This is a genomic window from Streptomyces sp. NPDC050548, from assembly GCF_044457385.1.
In the GTDB taxonomy this organism is placed as follows: Bacteria; Actinomycetota; Actinomycetes; order Streptomycetales; family Streptomycetaceae; genus Streptomyces.
This window is the reverse complement of sequence record NZ_JBITGV010000003.1, coordinates 142083-157108: the sequence shown is the minus strand read 5'-3', so window position 1 is coordinate 157108 and position 15026 is coordinate 142083. Positions and strand designations below refer to the sequence as shown.

At 70.9% G+C, this 15026-nt stretch carries 13 protein-coding genes; 6 read left to right on the top strand and 7 right to left on the bottom strand.

All coding sequences use genetic code 11. The annotated features are described in order from the left end of the window. Positions 1 to 19 precede the first annotated feature (19 nt). Positions 20 to 592 (top strand): class I SAM-dependent methyltransferase, encoded by a 573-nt coding sequence (locus tag ACIBJH_RS10775; RefSeq protein WP_399116502.1) that lies wholly within the window; start codon positions 20 to 22, stop codon positions 590 to 592. Here the strand turns inward: ACIBJH_RS10775 and ACIBJH_RS10770 are convergent. Beyond that, on the bottom strand, positions 566 to 1027 hold the full coding sequence (locus ACIBJH_RS10770; RefSeq protein WP_399116501.1) for a protein phosphatase: 462 nt from the start codon (positions 1025 to 1027) through the stop codon (positions 566 to 568). The two genes, ACIBJH_RS10775 and ACIBJH_RS10770, sit on opposite strands and share 27 nt — an antisense overlap. Before the next feature lie 239 nt (positions 1028 to 1266). Further along, on the bottom strand, positions 1267 to 1980 hold the full coding sequence (locus ACIBJH_RS10765; protein ID WP_399116921.1) for a FadR/GntR family transcriptional regulator: 714 nt from the start codon (positions 1978 to 1980) through the stop codon (positions 1267 to 1269). A 201-nt stretch (positions 1981 to 2181) separates the two neighbouring features. Here ACIBJH_RS10765 and ACIBJH_RS10760 point away from each other — a divergent pair, with 201 nt between their 5' ends. From ACIBJH_RS10760 to ACIBJH_RS10740, 5 genes are read left to right on the top strand one after another with little or no spacing between them, the layout of a single operon-like run. Further along, positions 2182 to 3816, top strand: coding sequence for an ABC transporter substrate-binding protein (locus tag ACIBJH_RS10760; RefSeq protein ID WP_399116500.1), 1635 nt, complete (start codon positions 2182 to 2184; stop codon positions 3814 to 3816). A gap of 18 nt (positions 3817 to 3834) precedes the next feature. After that, entirely contained in the window at positions 3835 to 4794 is a 960-nt protein-coding gene (locus tag ACIBJH_RS10755; RefSeq protein ID WP_399116499.1) for an ABC transporter permease, read from the top strand. Next, complete coding sequence (locus tag ACIBJH_RS10750) at positions 4794 to 6800, top strand: dipeptide/oligopeptide/nickel ABC transporter permease/ATP-binding protein (protein WP_399116498.1); 2007 nt, start codon at positions 4794 to 4796, stop codon at positions 6798 to 6800. Before ACIBJH_RS10755 ends, ACIBJH_RS10750 begins: the two co-directional genes overlap by 1 nt. Next, positions 6797 to 7816 (top strand): oligopeptide/dipeptide ABC transporter ATP-binding protein, encoded by a 1020-nt coding sequence (locus tag ACIBJH_RS10745; RefSeq protein ID WP_399116497.1) that lies wholly within the window; start codon positions 6797 to 6799, stop codon positions 7814 to 7816. Before ACIBJH_RS10750 ends, ACIBJH_RS10745 begins: the two co-directional genes overlap by 4 nt. Further along, a complete protein-coding gene (locus ACIBJH_RS10740; RefSeq protein ID WP_399116496.1) occupies positions 7813 to 8748 on the top strand; it encodes a dihydrodipicolinate synthase family protein in 936 nt (311 codons plus the stop codon). The genes ACIBJH_RS10745 and ACIBJH_RS10740 overlap by 4 nt, the downstream gene beginning before the upstream one ends. Positions 8749 to 8887: 139 nt before the next feature. On the opposite strand, the gene ACIBJH_RS10735 is transcribed toward ACIBJH_RS10740, so the two are convergent. The 5 genes from ACIBJH_RS10735 to ACIBJH_RS10715 all read right to left on the bottom strand — a co-directional run bounded on the left by ACIBJH_RS10735 (position 8888) and on the right by ACIBJH_RS10715 (position 14932). Further along, complete coding sequence (locus ACIBJH_RS10735; RefSeq protein WP_399116495.1) at positions 8888 to 10081, bottom strand: exo-alpha-sialidase; 1194 nt, start codon at positions 10079 to 10081, stop codon at positions 8888 to 8890. A gap of 54 nt (positions 10082 to 10135) precedes the next feature. Continuing rightward, complete coding sequence (locus ACIBJH_RS10730; protein ID WP_399116494.1) at positions 10136 to 10801, bottom strand: response regulator; 666 nt, start codon at positions 10799 to 10801, stop codon at positions 10136 to 10138. Beyond that, positions 10798 to 11943, bottom strand: coding sequence for a sensor histidine kinase (locus ACIBJH_RS10725; RefSeq protein WP_399116920.1), 1146 nt, complete (start codon positions 11941 to 11943; stop codon positions 10798 to 10800). Before ACIBJH_RS10725 ends, ACIBJH_RS10730 begins: the two co-directional genes overlap by 4 nt. A gap of 49 nt (positions 11944 to 11992) precedes the next feature. Continuing rightward, entirely contained in the window at positions 11993 to 14065 is a 2073-nt protein-coding gene (locus tag ACIBJH_RS10720) for an MMPL family transporter (protein ID WP_399116493.1), read from the bottom strand. A gap of 162 nt (positions 14066 to 14227) precedes the next feature. Beyond that, a complete protein-coding gene (locus ACIBJH_RS10715; protein WP_399116492.1) occupies positions 14228 to 14932 on the bottom strand; it encodes a TerB family tellurite resistance protein in 705 nt (234 codons plus the stop codon). Positions 14933 to 15026: the final 94 nt, after the last annotated feature.

The window sequence follows — 15026 nt, the reverse complement described above, 5'->3', positions numbered from 1 at the left end:
CCCCGCCTAGCGTCGACGTATGCCGATGAACCGAGCCCATCGAAAGATCTGCAGCTCAGAGTCGTGGGCGCAGACCACGAAGGACCGCATCCTGCCCTGGGCCCTCGAACACGTCGAACTCGGCGCGGACGTACTGGAGATCGGGCCCGGCTACGGCGCGAACCTCCGCGTTCTCGTCGAGCTGGTCGACCACCTCACCGCCGCCGAGATCGACGCCGACAGCGCCCGCCTGCTTCAGTCCCAGTGGGGCGACCGGGCCACCGTGCTCCACGCGGACGGCGCCGAACTGCCGCTGCCCGACGGGTCGTTCGACTCCGTCGTCTGCTTCACGATGCTGCACCACGTGCCCACCGCCGCCCACCAGGACCGGATCTTCGCCGAGGCGTTCCGCGTGCTGCGCCCCGGCGGCACCTTCGCGGGCAGTGACAGTCAACCGAGCTTCCGTTTCCGGGTGTTGCACTTCCGGGACACCATGAACACCCTCGACCCGGCGACGCTTCCGGCCCGGCTGGAGCGGGCCGGATTCACGGACGTGGCGGTGGACCTGGAACCGGAGAGCCGCAGCCTACGCTTCCGGGCCCGCCGGGCCTGACGACGCCCCGAATCGCAGCACGTACCGCCGCTGCCACGGTGTCTCCACCGCGTGCCGGTCGTAGTGCGCGCGGACATGGGCCACCGCCTCCCCCGGCGGTACCCCGTCGAGAACCGCCAGACAGGCGAGTGCCGTGCCGGTGCGGCCCCGGCCGCCGTGGCAGGCGAGTTCGACTCGCTCGGTGAGCGACCGGTGCCAGACCTCGGTGAGGACCGTGCGCGCCTCGGCGCGGTCGGCGGGCAGCCGGAAGTCCGGCCAGCGCAACCACCGTGCCTCCCAAGGGACTTGGGGCGGCGGCTTGCCGAGCAGATAGATGCCGTACGACGGGTCCGGCGCCCCCGGTGCGAGGGGGCGCCGTAGGCCGCGGCCCCTGACCAGACGGCCGGACGGCAGCCGTAGGACACCCGCGTCCCGCTCGTCCCACGCCTCTGTCATCTCATCGCCTCTCACATGTCCGGTGCCTCGCGCACCGCCTTCTCCAGCAGGGCGCTCGCCGCCCATCGCATCACGTCCCGCGCCTCCTCGGGGTCGAGTCCGCCAAGCGTCGCGGGTCGACATGCTCGCCGAGGAGCACTCCGAGCGCGCCCACACCTACTGCTCGGAGAACGCGGCGACCGTCGAGGACCTGATCACCCGCACGGTCCCCGACTCACTCACCGCTCCCTGACCACAGTTCAGCCCACTCCGCGGGACTCCTGCGCCGCGCGCGCCTCGATGCCGCGGAAGTGGTCCGCCATCGCGCGCTGCGCGCCCTCGACATCGTGGGCGCGCAGCGCTGTGACGATGTCGCGGTGGCGGCGGACCGTGATGCCGGGGGTCGGGTCGTCGGTCCAGCCGCGGGCTCCGGCGACCCGGTGGAACACCGTCCAGAAGGCGCCGAGAAGCTGCGGGACGAGTTCGTTGCCGAGCGAGGCATAAAGCAACTCGTGGAACTCGCGGTCGAGTTCGGGGAAGGGCCGGCCGGCGCGGCCCGCCTCCTCCATCCGGTTCACCACCACTTCCAGGCGGTCCAGCTCCGGTTCGGTGAGAATGGCGGAGACCCGATGAATCAGGCCTTCCTCCAGCACCTCGCGCACCTGGAGGATCTCGGCCAGCGCGTCCGCGTCGTCCTCGTGGCGGGCGAGGGTGCGGAAGGTGAGGCCGTCGACGAGCGGGGTCAGGGAGGCCCGGCCGACGTAGGTGCCGTAGCCGTGCCGGATCTCCACGATGTCGAGGGCCTGGAGCGCCTTGAGGGCCTCGCGGACGGAGTTTCTGCTGATCCCGAGGTCTTCCATCAGCTCGGCCTCGGTGGGCAGCGGCGCACCGGGCTGGAGCCTGCGGTCGAGGATCAGCTGGACGACCTCGCGCTGTATCCGACTGTTCCTCGGCTCCCCGGACATGCGCCGCATCGTACGCGCACCGGAGGTCCCACGTCCCATGTCCGGCTCCGGTGCGCCCTTGAGAGGGGTCAACTTCCGCCATTTCAAACCGCCATTGGTCCGACCTCTGACGGCTACGCCATTCGTGTGTGATGCCTTGACCGCCCCCACGGGCGCTCTTATGGTCGCGCTGACCGCAGGACGTAGGACGTCGTACCTCCTGGAGGAACCGTGCGCGAAGACGTGACGCAGAACGTGCCCGCGCTGCACCGCCGGGCGTTCCTGAAGTACTCCGGCGCGCTGGGCGCGGCGGCGGCGATCTCCTCGTCCCTGACGGCCTGTTCGTCGGGGCCGCAGTCGACGAACGACACCGGCGGCGGGGGCACCGGCAAGAACCGCACCCTGACCGCGGTGATCGGCTACGGCAACGACGGCAGCTGGGACCCGACGCAGACGGCGTCCGCGTTCGCGATGGCCGGCAACAACCACATCTACGAGGGTCTGATCGACACCGATCCGATCACCCGCGCGCCCTACCCGGCGCTGGCGACGGCCGTGCCGAAGGACACCGGCGGCACCTCGTGGAAGTTCACCCTCCGTGCGGGCGCGAAGTTCCACGACGGGCAGCCGGTCACCGCCGACGACGTCGTGTTCGTCTTCGACCGCATCCTCGACCCGAAGACGGCGACCCTCGCGCAGGGCTTCTTCGTGAGCTGGCTGAAGGAGGCGCGGAAGATCGACGGGCAGAACGTCGAGCTGGTCCTCAAGTTCCCGTTCCCGGAAGGGATTTCACGCCTCACCCTCGCGAAGATCATGCCGAGGCACATCTTCTCGCAGCCGGGCGCCTGGGACGACGCGATCAAGGGCAAGGCGGTCGGCTCGGGGCCGTACCGGCAGACCGCGCACCACCCGAAGTCGAACACCACCTTCGCCGCGTTCACCGGCTACAACGGCCCGCGCCCGCCCGCCTTCAAGACGATGAACTGGCTGACGATCGTGGACGCGGCACCCCGCGTCGCCAAGATCTCCGGGTCCAGCGCGGGCGCGCAGATCGCCGACAACATCCCCTACGCCAACATCCAGCGGCTGCGCAGCGGCGGGCTGACCGTCGCGGGCGGGGCCGGGATGAACAACCTGTTCCTGATGTTCAACACCCAGCACAAACCCTTCGACGACGTCCGCGTACGCCAGGCACTCCACTACGCCATCGACACCGGCAAGATGGTCCAACTCGCCCTGCGCGGCCACGGAAAGCCGTCCTCGTCCTTCCTCAACGAGGGCAACCCGACGTACCGGCGGGCGAAGACGGTCTACGACTACGACCCCGACAAGGCGAAGGCGCTGCTGAAGGCGGCCGGGGTCAGCGGACTGAGCGTCAACCTCATGTCGGTGAACGTGAGTTGGATCGTCGACTGCCTGCCCACCATCAAGGCGTCCTGGGACGCGATCGGCGTGAGGACGACCCTCTCCCCGCAGGAGACCACGGCCGTCTTCACCAAGATGGACCAGAAGCAGGACTACCAGATCGTGGCCGCCGCCTCGAACCCCAACCAGTTCGGCCTCGACGCCGACCTGATCATGCACTACAACTACGGCCCGCAGAACCTCTGGATGGGCTACGCCCGTTGGGCCGGGAACTCCACCGCCAAGCAGCTCTTCAAGGACATGGACCGAGCGACCCAGGAGCCGGACGCGGCGAAGAAGAAGACGATGATCCAGGACTACATCGACATCGTCGCCGAACAGGCCGTGCTCTACCCGGTCGTCCACAACGAGCTGATGACCGCCTGGGACCCGAGGAAGCTGACCGGGATAAGGGCCCAGCCCTACCCCGGCATAAACGTCCTCCAGGCCAAGTGGGTCTAGCCGTACAGGAGTTGGCCCATGGTCACCGTCGTCAGGATTCTGGCCCGCCGTGTCGTCCTGCTCGTGCCGCTGATGCTCGGCATCGTGCTGTTCGTGTTCGTGGTCATGCGCTTCTCGGACGTCGACCCGGCGTCCGCGTTCTTCCAGGGCGCCAACCCGACCGCGCGGCAGCTGCACGACTTCCGCGAGCGGAACGGCCTACTGGATCCCCTCCCCCTCCGCTACGTCCATTTCGTCGGCGCGCTCCTCCACGGCGACCTGGGCACCAGCGCGCTGACCCGGGCGCCGGTCGTCCAGCAGGTCAGCACCGCGCTGCCGCTCACCCTCCAACTCACCTTCCTGGGGCTGGCGATCGCGATAGTGCTGTCGCTGCTCGGCGGGGTGACGGCGGCCATCTACCGGGACCGGCTGCCCGACCAGATCATCCGGGTCGTGTCGCTCACCGGGGTCGCGGCGCCCGGCTTCTGGCTGGCGCTGCTGATGATCCAGTACCTGGCCGTGGACCAGGGCTGGTTCCCGACCGGCGGCTACATCAACCCGGCGGACTCCCTCACCGGCTGGCTCAAGACGATGGCGCTCCCGGCGCTCGCGCTGTCGCTGCCGGTGGCGGCCCAACTCACGCGCATCGTAAGGACGTCGGTGGTCGAGGAGCTGGACAAGGACTACGTCCGGACGGCGATCGGCAGCGGGCTGCCGCCGCGGGTCGTGGTCGGCCGGAACGTGCTCCGCAACGCGCTGATGAACCCACTCACCGTGCTGGGCCTGCGCGTCGGATACCTGCTCGGCGGTGCGGTCGTCATCGAGACCATCTTCTCCCTCCCCGGGATGGGCAAGTTGATGATCGACGCCGTGCAGAACGGCGACCCGGCCGTCGTCCAGGGCGTGGTGCTCACGACGGCGACCGGGTTCGTCGTGGTGAACCTGGTCATCGACATCCTCTATCTGCTGGTCAACCCGCGCCTGAGGGATGCCTCCTGATGCTCACTCAGCTCCCCCGGTTCCCCCGGTTCTCCCGCGAGGGCCTCGCCGAGACCCTGTCCCGGCCCGGCATCAGGCTGCGTGGCCGGCGCCGACTGCCGTTGGCGTCGAAGGTCGCGGTGTGCTTCCTGGCGGTCGTGGTGCTGGTGGCACTGTTCGCCCCACTCCTCGCACCCGACGATCCGCTCGACCAGCAACTCCCCGTCGACGGCACCGGGCACCCCTCCGCCGACCACTGGATGGGCCAGGACAGCCTGGGCCGGGACATCCTCAGCCGCCTTATGTACGGCGCCCGTTGGTCCCTCGCGATCGGGCTCGGGGCGACCGCGCTGGCGCTCGTGGTCGGCGCGCTGATCGGCGCGGTCGCGGCGACCGCCCGCAAGGGTGTCGACGAGACGCTGATGCGCTGTCTGGACGTGGTGATGGCGTTCCCGGGCATCGCGCTCGCGGCCGTCCTCGTCGCCGTGTTCGGCGGCGGAATCACGGTCCTGATCTGCGCGATCGCGTTCCTGTTCACCCCGCCGGTGGCAAGGGTCGTACGGGCCAACGTACTTGACCAGTACGGCGAGGACTATGTGACCGCCGAGCGGGTGATCGGCGCCCGCACCCCGCACATCGTGATCAGGCACGTGGCCGTCAACTGTGCCGCCCCGATCCTGGTGTTCTGCACCGTGCAGGTCGCCGAGGCGATCGTCTTCGAGGCGTCGCTGTCGTTCATCGGCGCGGGCGTACGCCCCCCGGACCCTTCCTGGGGAAGCGTCATCGCGGACGGCAAGAACATGGTGCTGACCGGGGGTTGGTGGGCGACGGTGTTCCCCGGCCTGCTGATGCTGATCACGGTCCTCTCGCTGAACATACTGTCGGAGGGAGTCTCGGACGCCTGGGCGGCCCCGGCCGCGCGCGAGGTGGACGTACGACCCGACGAGGACCCGCTCGACGCGCCGGAGCCCGGCACCGGCGAGGTCCTCCCTCTCCCCGGCCTGACGGAGGCGGCGCTACGACTCCGCTCCCGCGCACGGCCGTTGCCCGACCCCGACGGTCAACCGGTCCTGGCGGTCGAGAACTTGGCCATCGGCTTCGAGGGCCGCCATCACGGCGTGGACATCGTCGACGGCATCAGCTTCGAGGTGCGGGCGGGCGAAGTCCTGGGCCTGGTGGGCGAGTCGGGCTGCGGCAAGTCGCTGACGGCGCTCGCGGTGATGGGCCTGGAACCGAAGGGCGCGCGGGTGCGCGGCCATGTCCGTTTCAACCAGCGGCAGTTGGTGGGCGAACCGATGCGGGTCCGCCGCAAACTACTGGGCCACGAGATGGCGATGGTGTACCAGGACGCGCTGTCGTCGCTGAATCCGGCGATGACGATCCGCGCCCAACTCAAGCAAGTAATAAGGCGCGGAGGACACCGCGGCGCAGGCGAGTTGCTGACGATGGTCGGCCTCGACCCGGACCGAACCCTGCGCAGCTACCCGCACGAACTCTCCGGCGGCCAGCGCCAACGCGTCCTGATCGCCATGGCGTTGTCCCGCGACCCCAAGCTGATCGTCGCCGACGAACCGACCACCGCCCTCGACGTCACCGTGCAGGCACAGGTCATAGAGCTACTGCTGCGCCTGCGCGAGGAGTTGGGCTTCGCGCTCGTCCTCGTCTCGCACGACCTGGCACTCATCGCCGACGTCACCGACCGGGTGGTGGTGATGTACGGCGGACAGATCGTGGAGACGGGCGTGACCGCCGACCTGGTGGAGTCACCGGCCCACCACTACACGCGCGGTCTGCTCGGCAGCGTGCTGTCGTTGGAGTCGGCGGCCGAGCGGATGACCCAGATCAAGGGGGTCGTCCCCTCCCCCGCCGACTTCCCGGCCGGCTGCCGCTTCGCCGACCGCTGCCCGCTGGCGAGCGACATCTGCCGTACGACCGCACCGGACCTGGTCGGCCCGCGCACGCACACGGCGGCCTGCCACCACCCGGCGATCGACCTGGTGACGACGGAGAGCGAGGCGGTGTCATGAGTGCACTCGTGGATCTGTCCGACGCCCATGTCGTCCACAAGGCGCGCAGCGGGGGCCTGTTCAGCCGCGACCGGGTCTACGCCCTGACCGGCGCCGATCTCACCATCGCGCCCGGCGAGACGGTCGGCGTGGTCGGCGAGTCCGGCTGCGGCAAGTCGACGCTGGCGAAGGTGTTGGTGGGCGTACAGCGGCCGACGTCCGGCACGGTGTCGTTCCGGGGCCGCGACCTGTGGTCGATGCCGGACGGCGAACGCAGGGCCGCCGTGGGCACGGGCATCGGCATGATCTTCCAGGACCCGTCGACCGCGCTGAACCGCCGTCTGACGATCCGCCAGATACTGCGGGACCCACTGGATGTGCACGGCCGGGGGACGAAGGCCGAACGGGAGGAACGGGTACGGGAGTTGATGTCCCTGGTCGGCCTTCCGCGCGCGCTGGCAGACGGCCTCCCCGGCCAGCTCTCGGGCGGCCAACGCCAACGGGTGGCGATCGCACGGGCGTTGGCGCTCGACCCCGACCTGGTGGTCGCGGACGAGCCGACGAGCGCGCTGGACGTCTCGGTCCGCGCCCAGATCCTCAACCTGTTGCTGGACCTGAAGGAACGGCTGGGTCTGGCCCTGGTGTTCGTGTCCCACGACATCCAGACGGTACGGCGGATGAGCGACCGCGTGATCACCATGTACCTGGGCCGGATCGTCGAGGAGACCCCGGCCGACCAGGTCACCGACCGGGCGAGGCACCCGTACACCCGGGCCCTGTTCTCGGCGACGCCGGGCCTGCTGCACCCCATCGACCCGATCCCGCTGATCGGTCCGGTGCCGTCGGCGACGCGTCCGCCGAGCGGGTGCCCGTTCCGTACCCGCTGCTGGAAGTCCGACGAGGTGTGCGCATCCGTCATGCCGGACTTTTCGCCCGCGTCGACACCGGGACATCGCTACCGCTGCCACCATCCTGTGGAGGAGGACCTGACCACCCGCGACCTCGTTCGCCAAAGCCGCCCCATGGAGCCTTCATGACCTTCCCCGCCCCGCTCACCGGTGTCGTACCGCCCGTCTGCACGCCCCTGACACCGGACCGCGAGGTGGACGTCCGTTCACTGCTCAGGCTCGTCGACCATCTGGTCGGTGCCGGGGTGCACGGGCTGTTCCTGCTCGGCTCGACCTCGGAGGCGGCGTATCTGACGGACCGGCAGCGCAGGTACGTCGTCGAGGCGGTCGTGGCCCATGTGGGCGGCCAACTCCCGGTGCTGGCAGGGGCGATCGACATGACGACGCCTCGCGTGCTGGACCATGTGGCCGCGGTGACGGACGCCGGCGCGGACGCGGTGGTGGTGACCGCGCCGTTCTACACGCGCACCCACCCGGCGGAGATCGCCCGCCACTACCGTCTGATCGCCGCCGCGTCACCGGTTCCGGTGGTGGCCTACGACCTTCCGGCCTCGGTGCACACCAAGCTGCCCTCTGATCTCGTCCTCGAACTCGCAGCGGAGGGCGTTCTGGCCGGGCTCAAGGACTCCAGCGGTGACCTCGGCGGGTTCCGTGCCGTCGTGACCGGCGCGCGTGCCCATCCCGACATCACGGGGTTCAGCGTGCTGACCGGTTCCGAGCTCTTCGTCGACTCCGCGCTGGCGCTGGGCGCGGACGGGGCGGTGCCCGGTCTCGCCAACGTCGATCCGCACGGGTACGTCAGGTTGGACGCCCTGTGCCGGGCCGGGGACTGGTCGCGTGCGCGGGCCGAACAGGAGCGGCTGTGCGGGCTGTTCGGGCTGGTGGGTGTCGGCGACCCGGCGCGGATGGGCGGCAGCTCGTCGGCCCTCGGGGCGTTCAAGGCGGCACTGCAGCTGCGGGGCGTGATCGAGTGCGCGGCGACTGCGGAACCGCAGGTTGCGTTGTCGGCGGACGAGGTGGGACAGGTCGGGAAGTTCCTGGCGGCGGCGGGGTTGCTGTGACCGCCTGGGGGCTCCGCCCCCAGACCCCCGTTTCCCACCCACCCGACTCGGATGCTTTTGAGGGTCACCGTTTAAGAGACAGTAAACGGGTGGTGGGCGGGCATAGGCCGGGGTCTGGGGGCGGAGTCCCCGGGGACGGTCACCCACCACTCAGCTCAGCCACCCCCACCCGCCGGAACTCGATCGTGTCGTACGTCCCCGTCACCCCCGTCTCGTACAACACCCCCACCACATCCGCCCCCACCCGCACCAGATCGGAATACCCCGCCCGCTGCCCCGACAGCACGACCGCCTTCACGAAGCTCCCCCCACCGTCCCCGCTCCGCCAAATCGCCATCCCCTGGCGGACGTTGGGCACCGAGGGCGCCGAGAACAGCAACGCCCCACCCGTGCCGGGGAGTTGCAGCACGCTCCCCTCCACCACCGGCACGTCGTCCAACGTGTGCTGCACGGCGTACGGCCGGTCAAGCGTCTCGCCCCCGTCACTGGAGTACGTGTCGAGCCGATTCCCCGCACTCGTACCGACCTGGTCCCGCGAGCTGAAGTACAGCCTGCCGTCAGGGAGTTCGGCCGCCGAGGACTCGTTCGCGTTGTTGACTCCGGTGTATGTGGAGTCCACGAACCCCAGCCGCCACGTCTCGCCCCCGTCGTCGCTGTACAGATCATGACCGCCGTAGTACTTCGCCTCCTGCCCGGTGTCACTCGACCCGGAGCCCGGCGCGGCGGAGTGATTGGCAGGGATCACCAACCGCCCCGCATGCACCCCCCGCGTCAGCGCGACCGCGTGTCCTGGCCCCGTCGCGTACCAGCGCCAGGTCGGGAGTTTCACCTCCGCCGTGATGTCCCGAGGAGCCGTGAAACTCCGCCCGTCGTCCCAGCTCCGCTGCACGAACACCCGGCGGCTCTGTTCGGGCGTGACCTCGCCGCGCATGATCTGGCCCTCGGTCACGGTCCCGCTGTTGTAGGAGGTGACCAGCACGATCGCGCCGGTACGGGGATCGACCACGGGGGCCGGGTTGCCTCGGGTGTCCCCGTCTCCGGCCGCCACCACGGACAGCGGTCCCCAGGTGCAGCCGCCGTCCGTGGAGCGCCGTAGGACGACGTCGATGTTGCCGGTGTCGCCCGCGTCGTTGTGGCGCCCCTCGGCAAAAGCCAGAACCGTCCCCCGGTCGGTGGTGACGGTCGCGGGGATGCGGTAGGTGTCGTAGCCGCCGTCTCCGGAGACGTAGGGGACGGAGGACGTGCAGGCGGACCGCGCGGACGCGTGGGCGGCGAAGGTGATGGGGGCGGCCAGTACTGCGGCTACGAGAAGCGTGCGGCTCAGGATGGTCATCGCGCTCCCTCACGGAGGTCGCCCCTCGCGGAACGACGCCGACCTGTCTGTCCGTCACAGCTTCCCCGGTGTCACCATCCCGGACTCGTACGCCACGATCACCAGCTGGGCCCGGTCCCGCGCCCCGAGCTTGCCCATGATGCGGCTGACGTGCGTCTTCGCGGTGAGCGGACTCAGGCCCAACGCTTCGGCCACTTCGGTGTTGTTGAGGCCGCGCGCGACCAGGGCGAGCACTCCGCGTTCCCGTGCGGAGAGGCATTCGGGGCCGCCGGTGGCGGGCACCGTGGGGCTGCGCAGGAAGCGGGAGATGAGCCGGGCCGTCGGACCCGGCGACAGAAGCGCCTCTCCGGCCGCCACCGTGCGGATCGCGTCCAGGAGTTCGGCCGGACGGGTGTCCTTGACCAGGAATCCGGAGGCGCCGGCTCGCAGCGCCTCCACGACGTTCTCGTCGGTGTCGTAGGTGGTGAGGACGAGGACCTTGACCCCGGCGAGGTCCTCGTCGGCCGCGATCAGGCGGGTCGCCTCGATGCCGTCCAGATCCGGCATGCGGATGTCCATCAGGACGAGGTCGGCGCGTGCCGTGCGGGCCAGTGCGACGGCTTCGCGGCCGGTGGCCGCCTGTCCAACGACCTCCATGTCCCGCGCCGATGCGACGAGCATGGCGAACGCGGCCCGTACGAGGGTCTGGTCGTCGGCGAGGAGTACGCGGATGGCGGTCACAGTGCTCCCTCGCTGTGTGCCCGCAGGGGCAGTACGGCGTTCACGGCGAAGCCCGCCCCGTCCAGCGGCCCGGCGGTCAGCGCGCCGCCGACGCTGCGGACGCGTTCGCGCATGCCGACCAGACCGAAGCCGGGCGGGGCGGCGCCGCTGCCGAGTCCGTCGTCGGTGACGTCGACGTGCAGGGCGCCGTCGCGCTCGTGCACACCGACCCGCACGCTGAGGTCGGCGCGCCCGCCGTGCCGTACCGCGTTGGTGAGCGCTTCCTGGACTATCCGGTAGGCGGCGGCGCCGACGGCGGCCGGGACGGCGTCGGCCGACACCGCCAGTTCGACCTTCGCGCCCGCACCACGGGCCGTAGCCGCGAGATCGGGCAGTCCGTCGAGGCCGGGCAGCGGGCCGCGCTCGTCGGGCGGGCCGTGATCGCGCAGCACCTCCAGCGTCGTACGCAGTTCCCCGCGTGCGCTGCGGCAGGTGTCCGCGATGTCGTCGAGGGCCTTGGCGACGGCGGCCCGGTCGAGGCGGTCCGGGTCCTCGGTGAGCACGTGCGCGGCCACCGAGGTCCGTACGCCGATGAGGGTGATGCTGTGCGCGAGCAGGTCGTGCAGGTCGCGGGCGATGCGCAGACGTTCCTCGGCGACGCGGCGGCGGGCCTCCTCCTCGCGGGTGCGCTCGGCACGTTCGGCGCGTTCGAGGGCCGCCTCCGTCAGCTGACGGTGTACGCGGAGGTAGCCGCCCAGGACCAGCATGGAGACGACCCAGCCGGCGATCTGGAAGCTCTCGGCGACCCCGGCCATTCCGTCGCCGACCTTGAGTCCCACCATCAGTCCGATGACCGAGCAGCCGACGATCACCGTGCGCCGGACGCTGCCGGTGACCGCCACCGTGTAGAGCAGCACCATGGAGGCGCCGGTCGGCGCGGAGTGGTTGTAGTCGTGCTCGTGGAAGGTCGCGATCAGCGGGATCATCACGGCCAGCACCGGCAGCGGGGCGCGGCGCCGCCAGGCCAGCGGGACGTGCAGGGCCAGTAGCAGGGTCCAGCCGAGCGCGTCCGGCCGCCGTCCGCTCCCGAAGGTGACGGCGACGACGGACGCGAGCACGGCGAGACCGGCGGCGAGGAGCGCGTCCTGCCGCCGGACGCTCATCGTGATGGCCCGCACGGGGTTCATCTTCCGTCAGCCGGTCGTGCGGCCCTCACACCGGCTCCGGCTGCCGCTCGGGCCGTAGGGCCTCGGGCGCCCGGGACAGCCGCCCCGGCCACCACACCTTGCGCCCCAGCAGCACGCTCGCGCTGGTCACCAGGTAGGTCCGCACGAGGAAGGTGTCCAGCAGCACGCCCACCGCGATCACGAACCCCAGCTCGACGAGTTGTACGAGCCCCATGTTCGTCAGCACCGCGAAGGTAGCGGCCAGGACCAGCCCGGCCGAGGCGATGACCCCGCCCGTCGTCCGCAGGGCGGTCAGCGCGGCGGCGACCGGTTCGGCGCCCCCGATCGACTCCTCGCGCATCCGGTGCATGAGGAAGATGCCGTAGTCGACGCCCAGAGCCACCAGGAACACGAAGGACAGCAGTCCCAGCCCGGGATCGGTCCCCTGGAATCCGAACAGCGGCCCGAACACCAGCCCGCCGATGCCGAGCGCCGCGCCCCACACCGCGATCACGGCGGCCACCAGCATCAGCGGCGCGACCAGCGACCGCAGCAGGACGATCAGGATCAGCAGCACGGACACGAGGACGATCGGCACGACGACCAGCCGGTCCCGCGCGTTGGTGTCCCGCAGGTCGATCTGCTGGGCGCTCGGCCCGCCGACGTAGGAGCCCTTGAGCGTGTGCCGCAGATCCTCGATGGTGCGGGTCTCGGCCGCCGACTGGGGCGCGCCGACGGCCGTGACGGATATCTCCGTCCAGCCGTGTCCGCTACGGCCCTGCTGGGCGCCCGCGACACCCTGAGTGCCCCGGATCGTGGCCAGGGTCGCGTCGGCGCGCGCGGCCGGGGTGACGACGTCGATGGGCTGTGCGGAGCGTTCGGGGTAGGCCTCGGCGAGGGTGCGCATCGCGGTGACGGAGTCGGGGCGGTCGACGAAGGTGTCGTCCTGTTTGAGGGAGCCGGGGAGGTTCAGGGTGCCCAGGGCGAGTGCGCCGAGGAGGACGGCACCGCCGGTGAGGACGAGGAGGGGCCGGCGTCCGGCGGAGCTGCCCATCGCGGTGAACAGCGAGCGGCGGGCCTTGGGCACGGAGCCGTAGGCGGGGACGAGCGGCCAGAACACGCGGCGGCCGAGGAGGACGAGGAGCGCGGGCAGCAGGGTGAGCATCGCGACGAGTGCGGACAGCACCCCCACGGTCCCCAACGGGCCCATTCCGCGGCTGGAGTTGAGGTCGGCGGCGAGCAGGCACAGCAGTCCGGCGGCGACCGTGCCGGAGGAGGCGAGCACGGCGGGCCCGCAGCCGCGCAGGGCGGCGCGCATCGCGTCGTAGGGGCGCTCGACGCGTCGTAGTTCCTCGCGGTAGCGGGAGACGAGGAGCAGGGCGTAGTCGGTGCCGGCGCCGAAGGCGAGGATCGTCATGATGCCGGTGCTCTGGCCCGAAATGGTCGTCCCGAAGGCCTGGTTGAGGCCGTAGGCGATCCCCGTGGACAGGAAGTCGCCGACTCCGGCGACCACCAGCGGGACCAGCCACAGGACCGGGCTGCGGTAGATCAGGACCAGCAGGACGGCGACGACCGCGACGGTCGTGTAGAGGAGGGGTCCGCCGAGTGAGTCGAAGACCTTGCCCGCGTCGGCGGCCAGCGCGCCGGGGCCGCCGACTTCGACCGTCAACCCGCCCTTGTCCTGGGCGACTTGGCGGATGTCGTCGACGAGGGCGGTGCGCTTCCTCTCGTCGGTGCCGGGCCAGTTGCTGGTGACCGGGTACATGAGGGTCGCGCCGTCGGCGGACGGGACGCCGTGCGGGGGCGCGGCGAGCGGGTGCAACCTGCCGATCCGCGCCAGCTGTTGGGCCGCCGTGGTCCTGTCGGCGGCGGTGAGTCCGCTGTCCCGGTGGTAGACGAGGACCAGTTCGGTGGTCTGGCCGCCGGGCAACTGCTCCTGGATCTTTGCCACTTGGGTGGAGTCGGCGCTCGCGGGCAGATAGTCGGTCACCCGGTCGTGCTGCACCTCGCCGAGCTTCGACGCGAACGGCGAGGCCAGCGCGAGGACTCCGATCCAGAGCGCGAGCACCACCCAGGGGATGGCTCGTCGCCTTGTGCTGTTCCTCTGTTCGGCCCCCATGGAACGGGTCCCCTCCCGGCGCGGCGCGGATGTCTGGTTGCGATGTCCAGACTTCCGGAGCGGGAGGGTTGAGTCGTCGCGCGGGAGGGCGAGTTCGGGCGTACTGCCGGGGGTGGCCGGGGCGGCCGTCTTACTCCCTGGGGAGTAGCGGGCGGGTCGGGGCTACGACGGCGTCCGCGCCGCCGCCAACAGCCGCGTCACGTCGTCCGAGCAGATGGTGAGGGCCGCCCCCACCGTCGCGAGGGCGTCGCGTTCCGCCGGGGTGTAGGGGCCATCGGCCAGCGCGATGCGGGCCCCCTGGAGCAGGATCGATTCGCGGCCTGCCGGGGCGAGGTGCGGGGCGAGCGGGTCGAGGGCCTCGTGGAGCTCTATGGCGAGGCCCGCGCCGCTGGGTTCGCCGAAGACGCGGCCGGTGTCGGCGGCCAGGGCCTCGACGAGGGCGGCGAGCTGGTCCTCGGTGCAGTCCTGGAAGCCGGCGGCGCGGACGGTGCCCGCGGCGGCCTCCAGGGACGTACGGGCGCAGGTGCCGCCCGCCGCGAGGACCGCGAGGGCGACCGTGTGGACGGCGTCGCGGAGCATCGCGGAGAAGCGGCTCGTGGTGGGGTGGTCGAGGACGTCGGTGCCGTAGTGCTTGGCGCAGGCTGCGCACTCGACGACCGGCCCGGTGTCGCCGCGCGGCAGGACCGGCATGCCGAGGAGGGTGAAGCGGCGGCGTCCGGTGAGCCGCTGGTAGTTGCGGTCGCCCCCGCAGCCGGGGCAGAAGAACTCGCCGTCTCCGACGCTGGTCCACGCGGTACGGATGCCCAGCACGCGCGCTGCACGGCCCTCATGGACAACTCGGCCGTTCCGTCCCCGTTCTGGCAGCACGTCGCACCTCCGTAACGCCGCGGCAACATCGCCGCGCTGGCGTGATGTTAGCCACATTGTTGAGCTGGAGTCAGTACCCAGGACGAGACCTGCC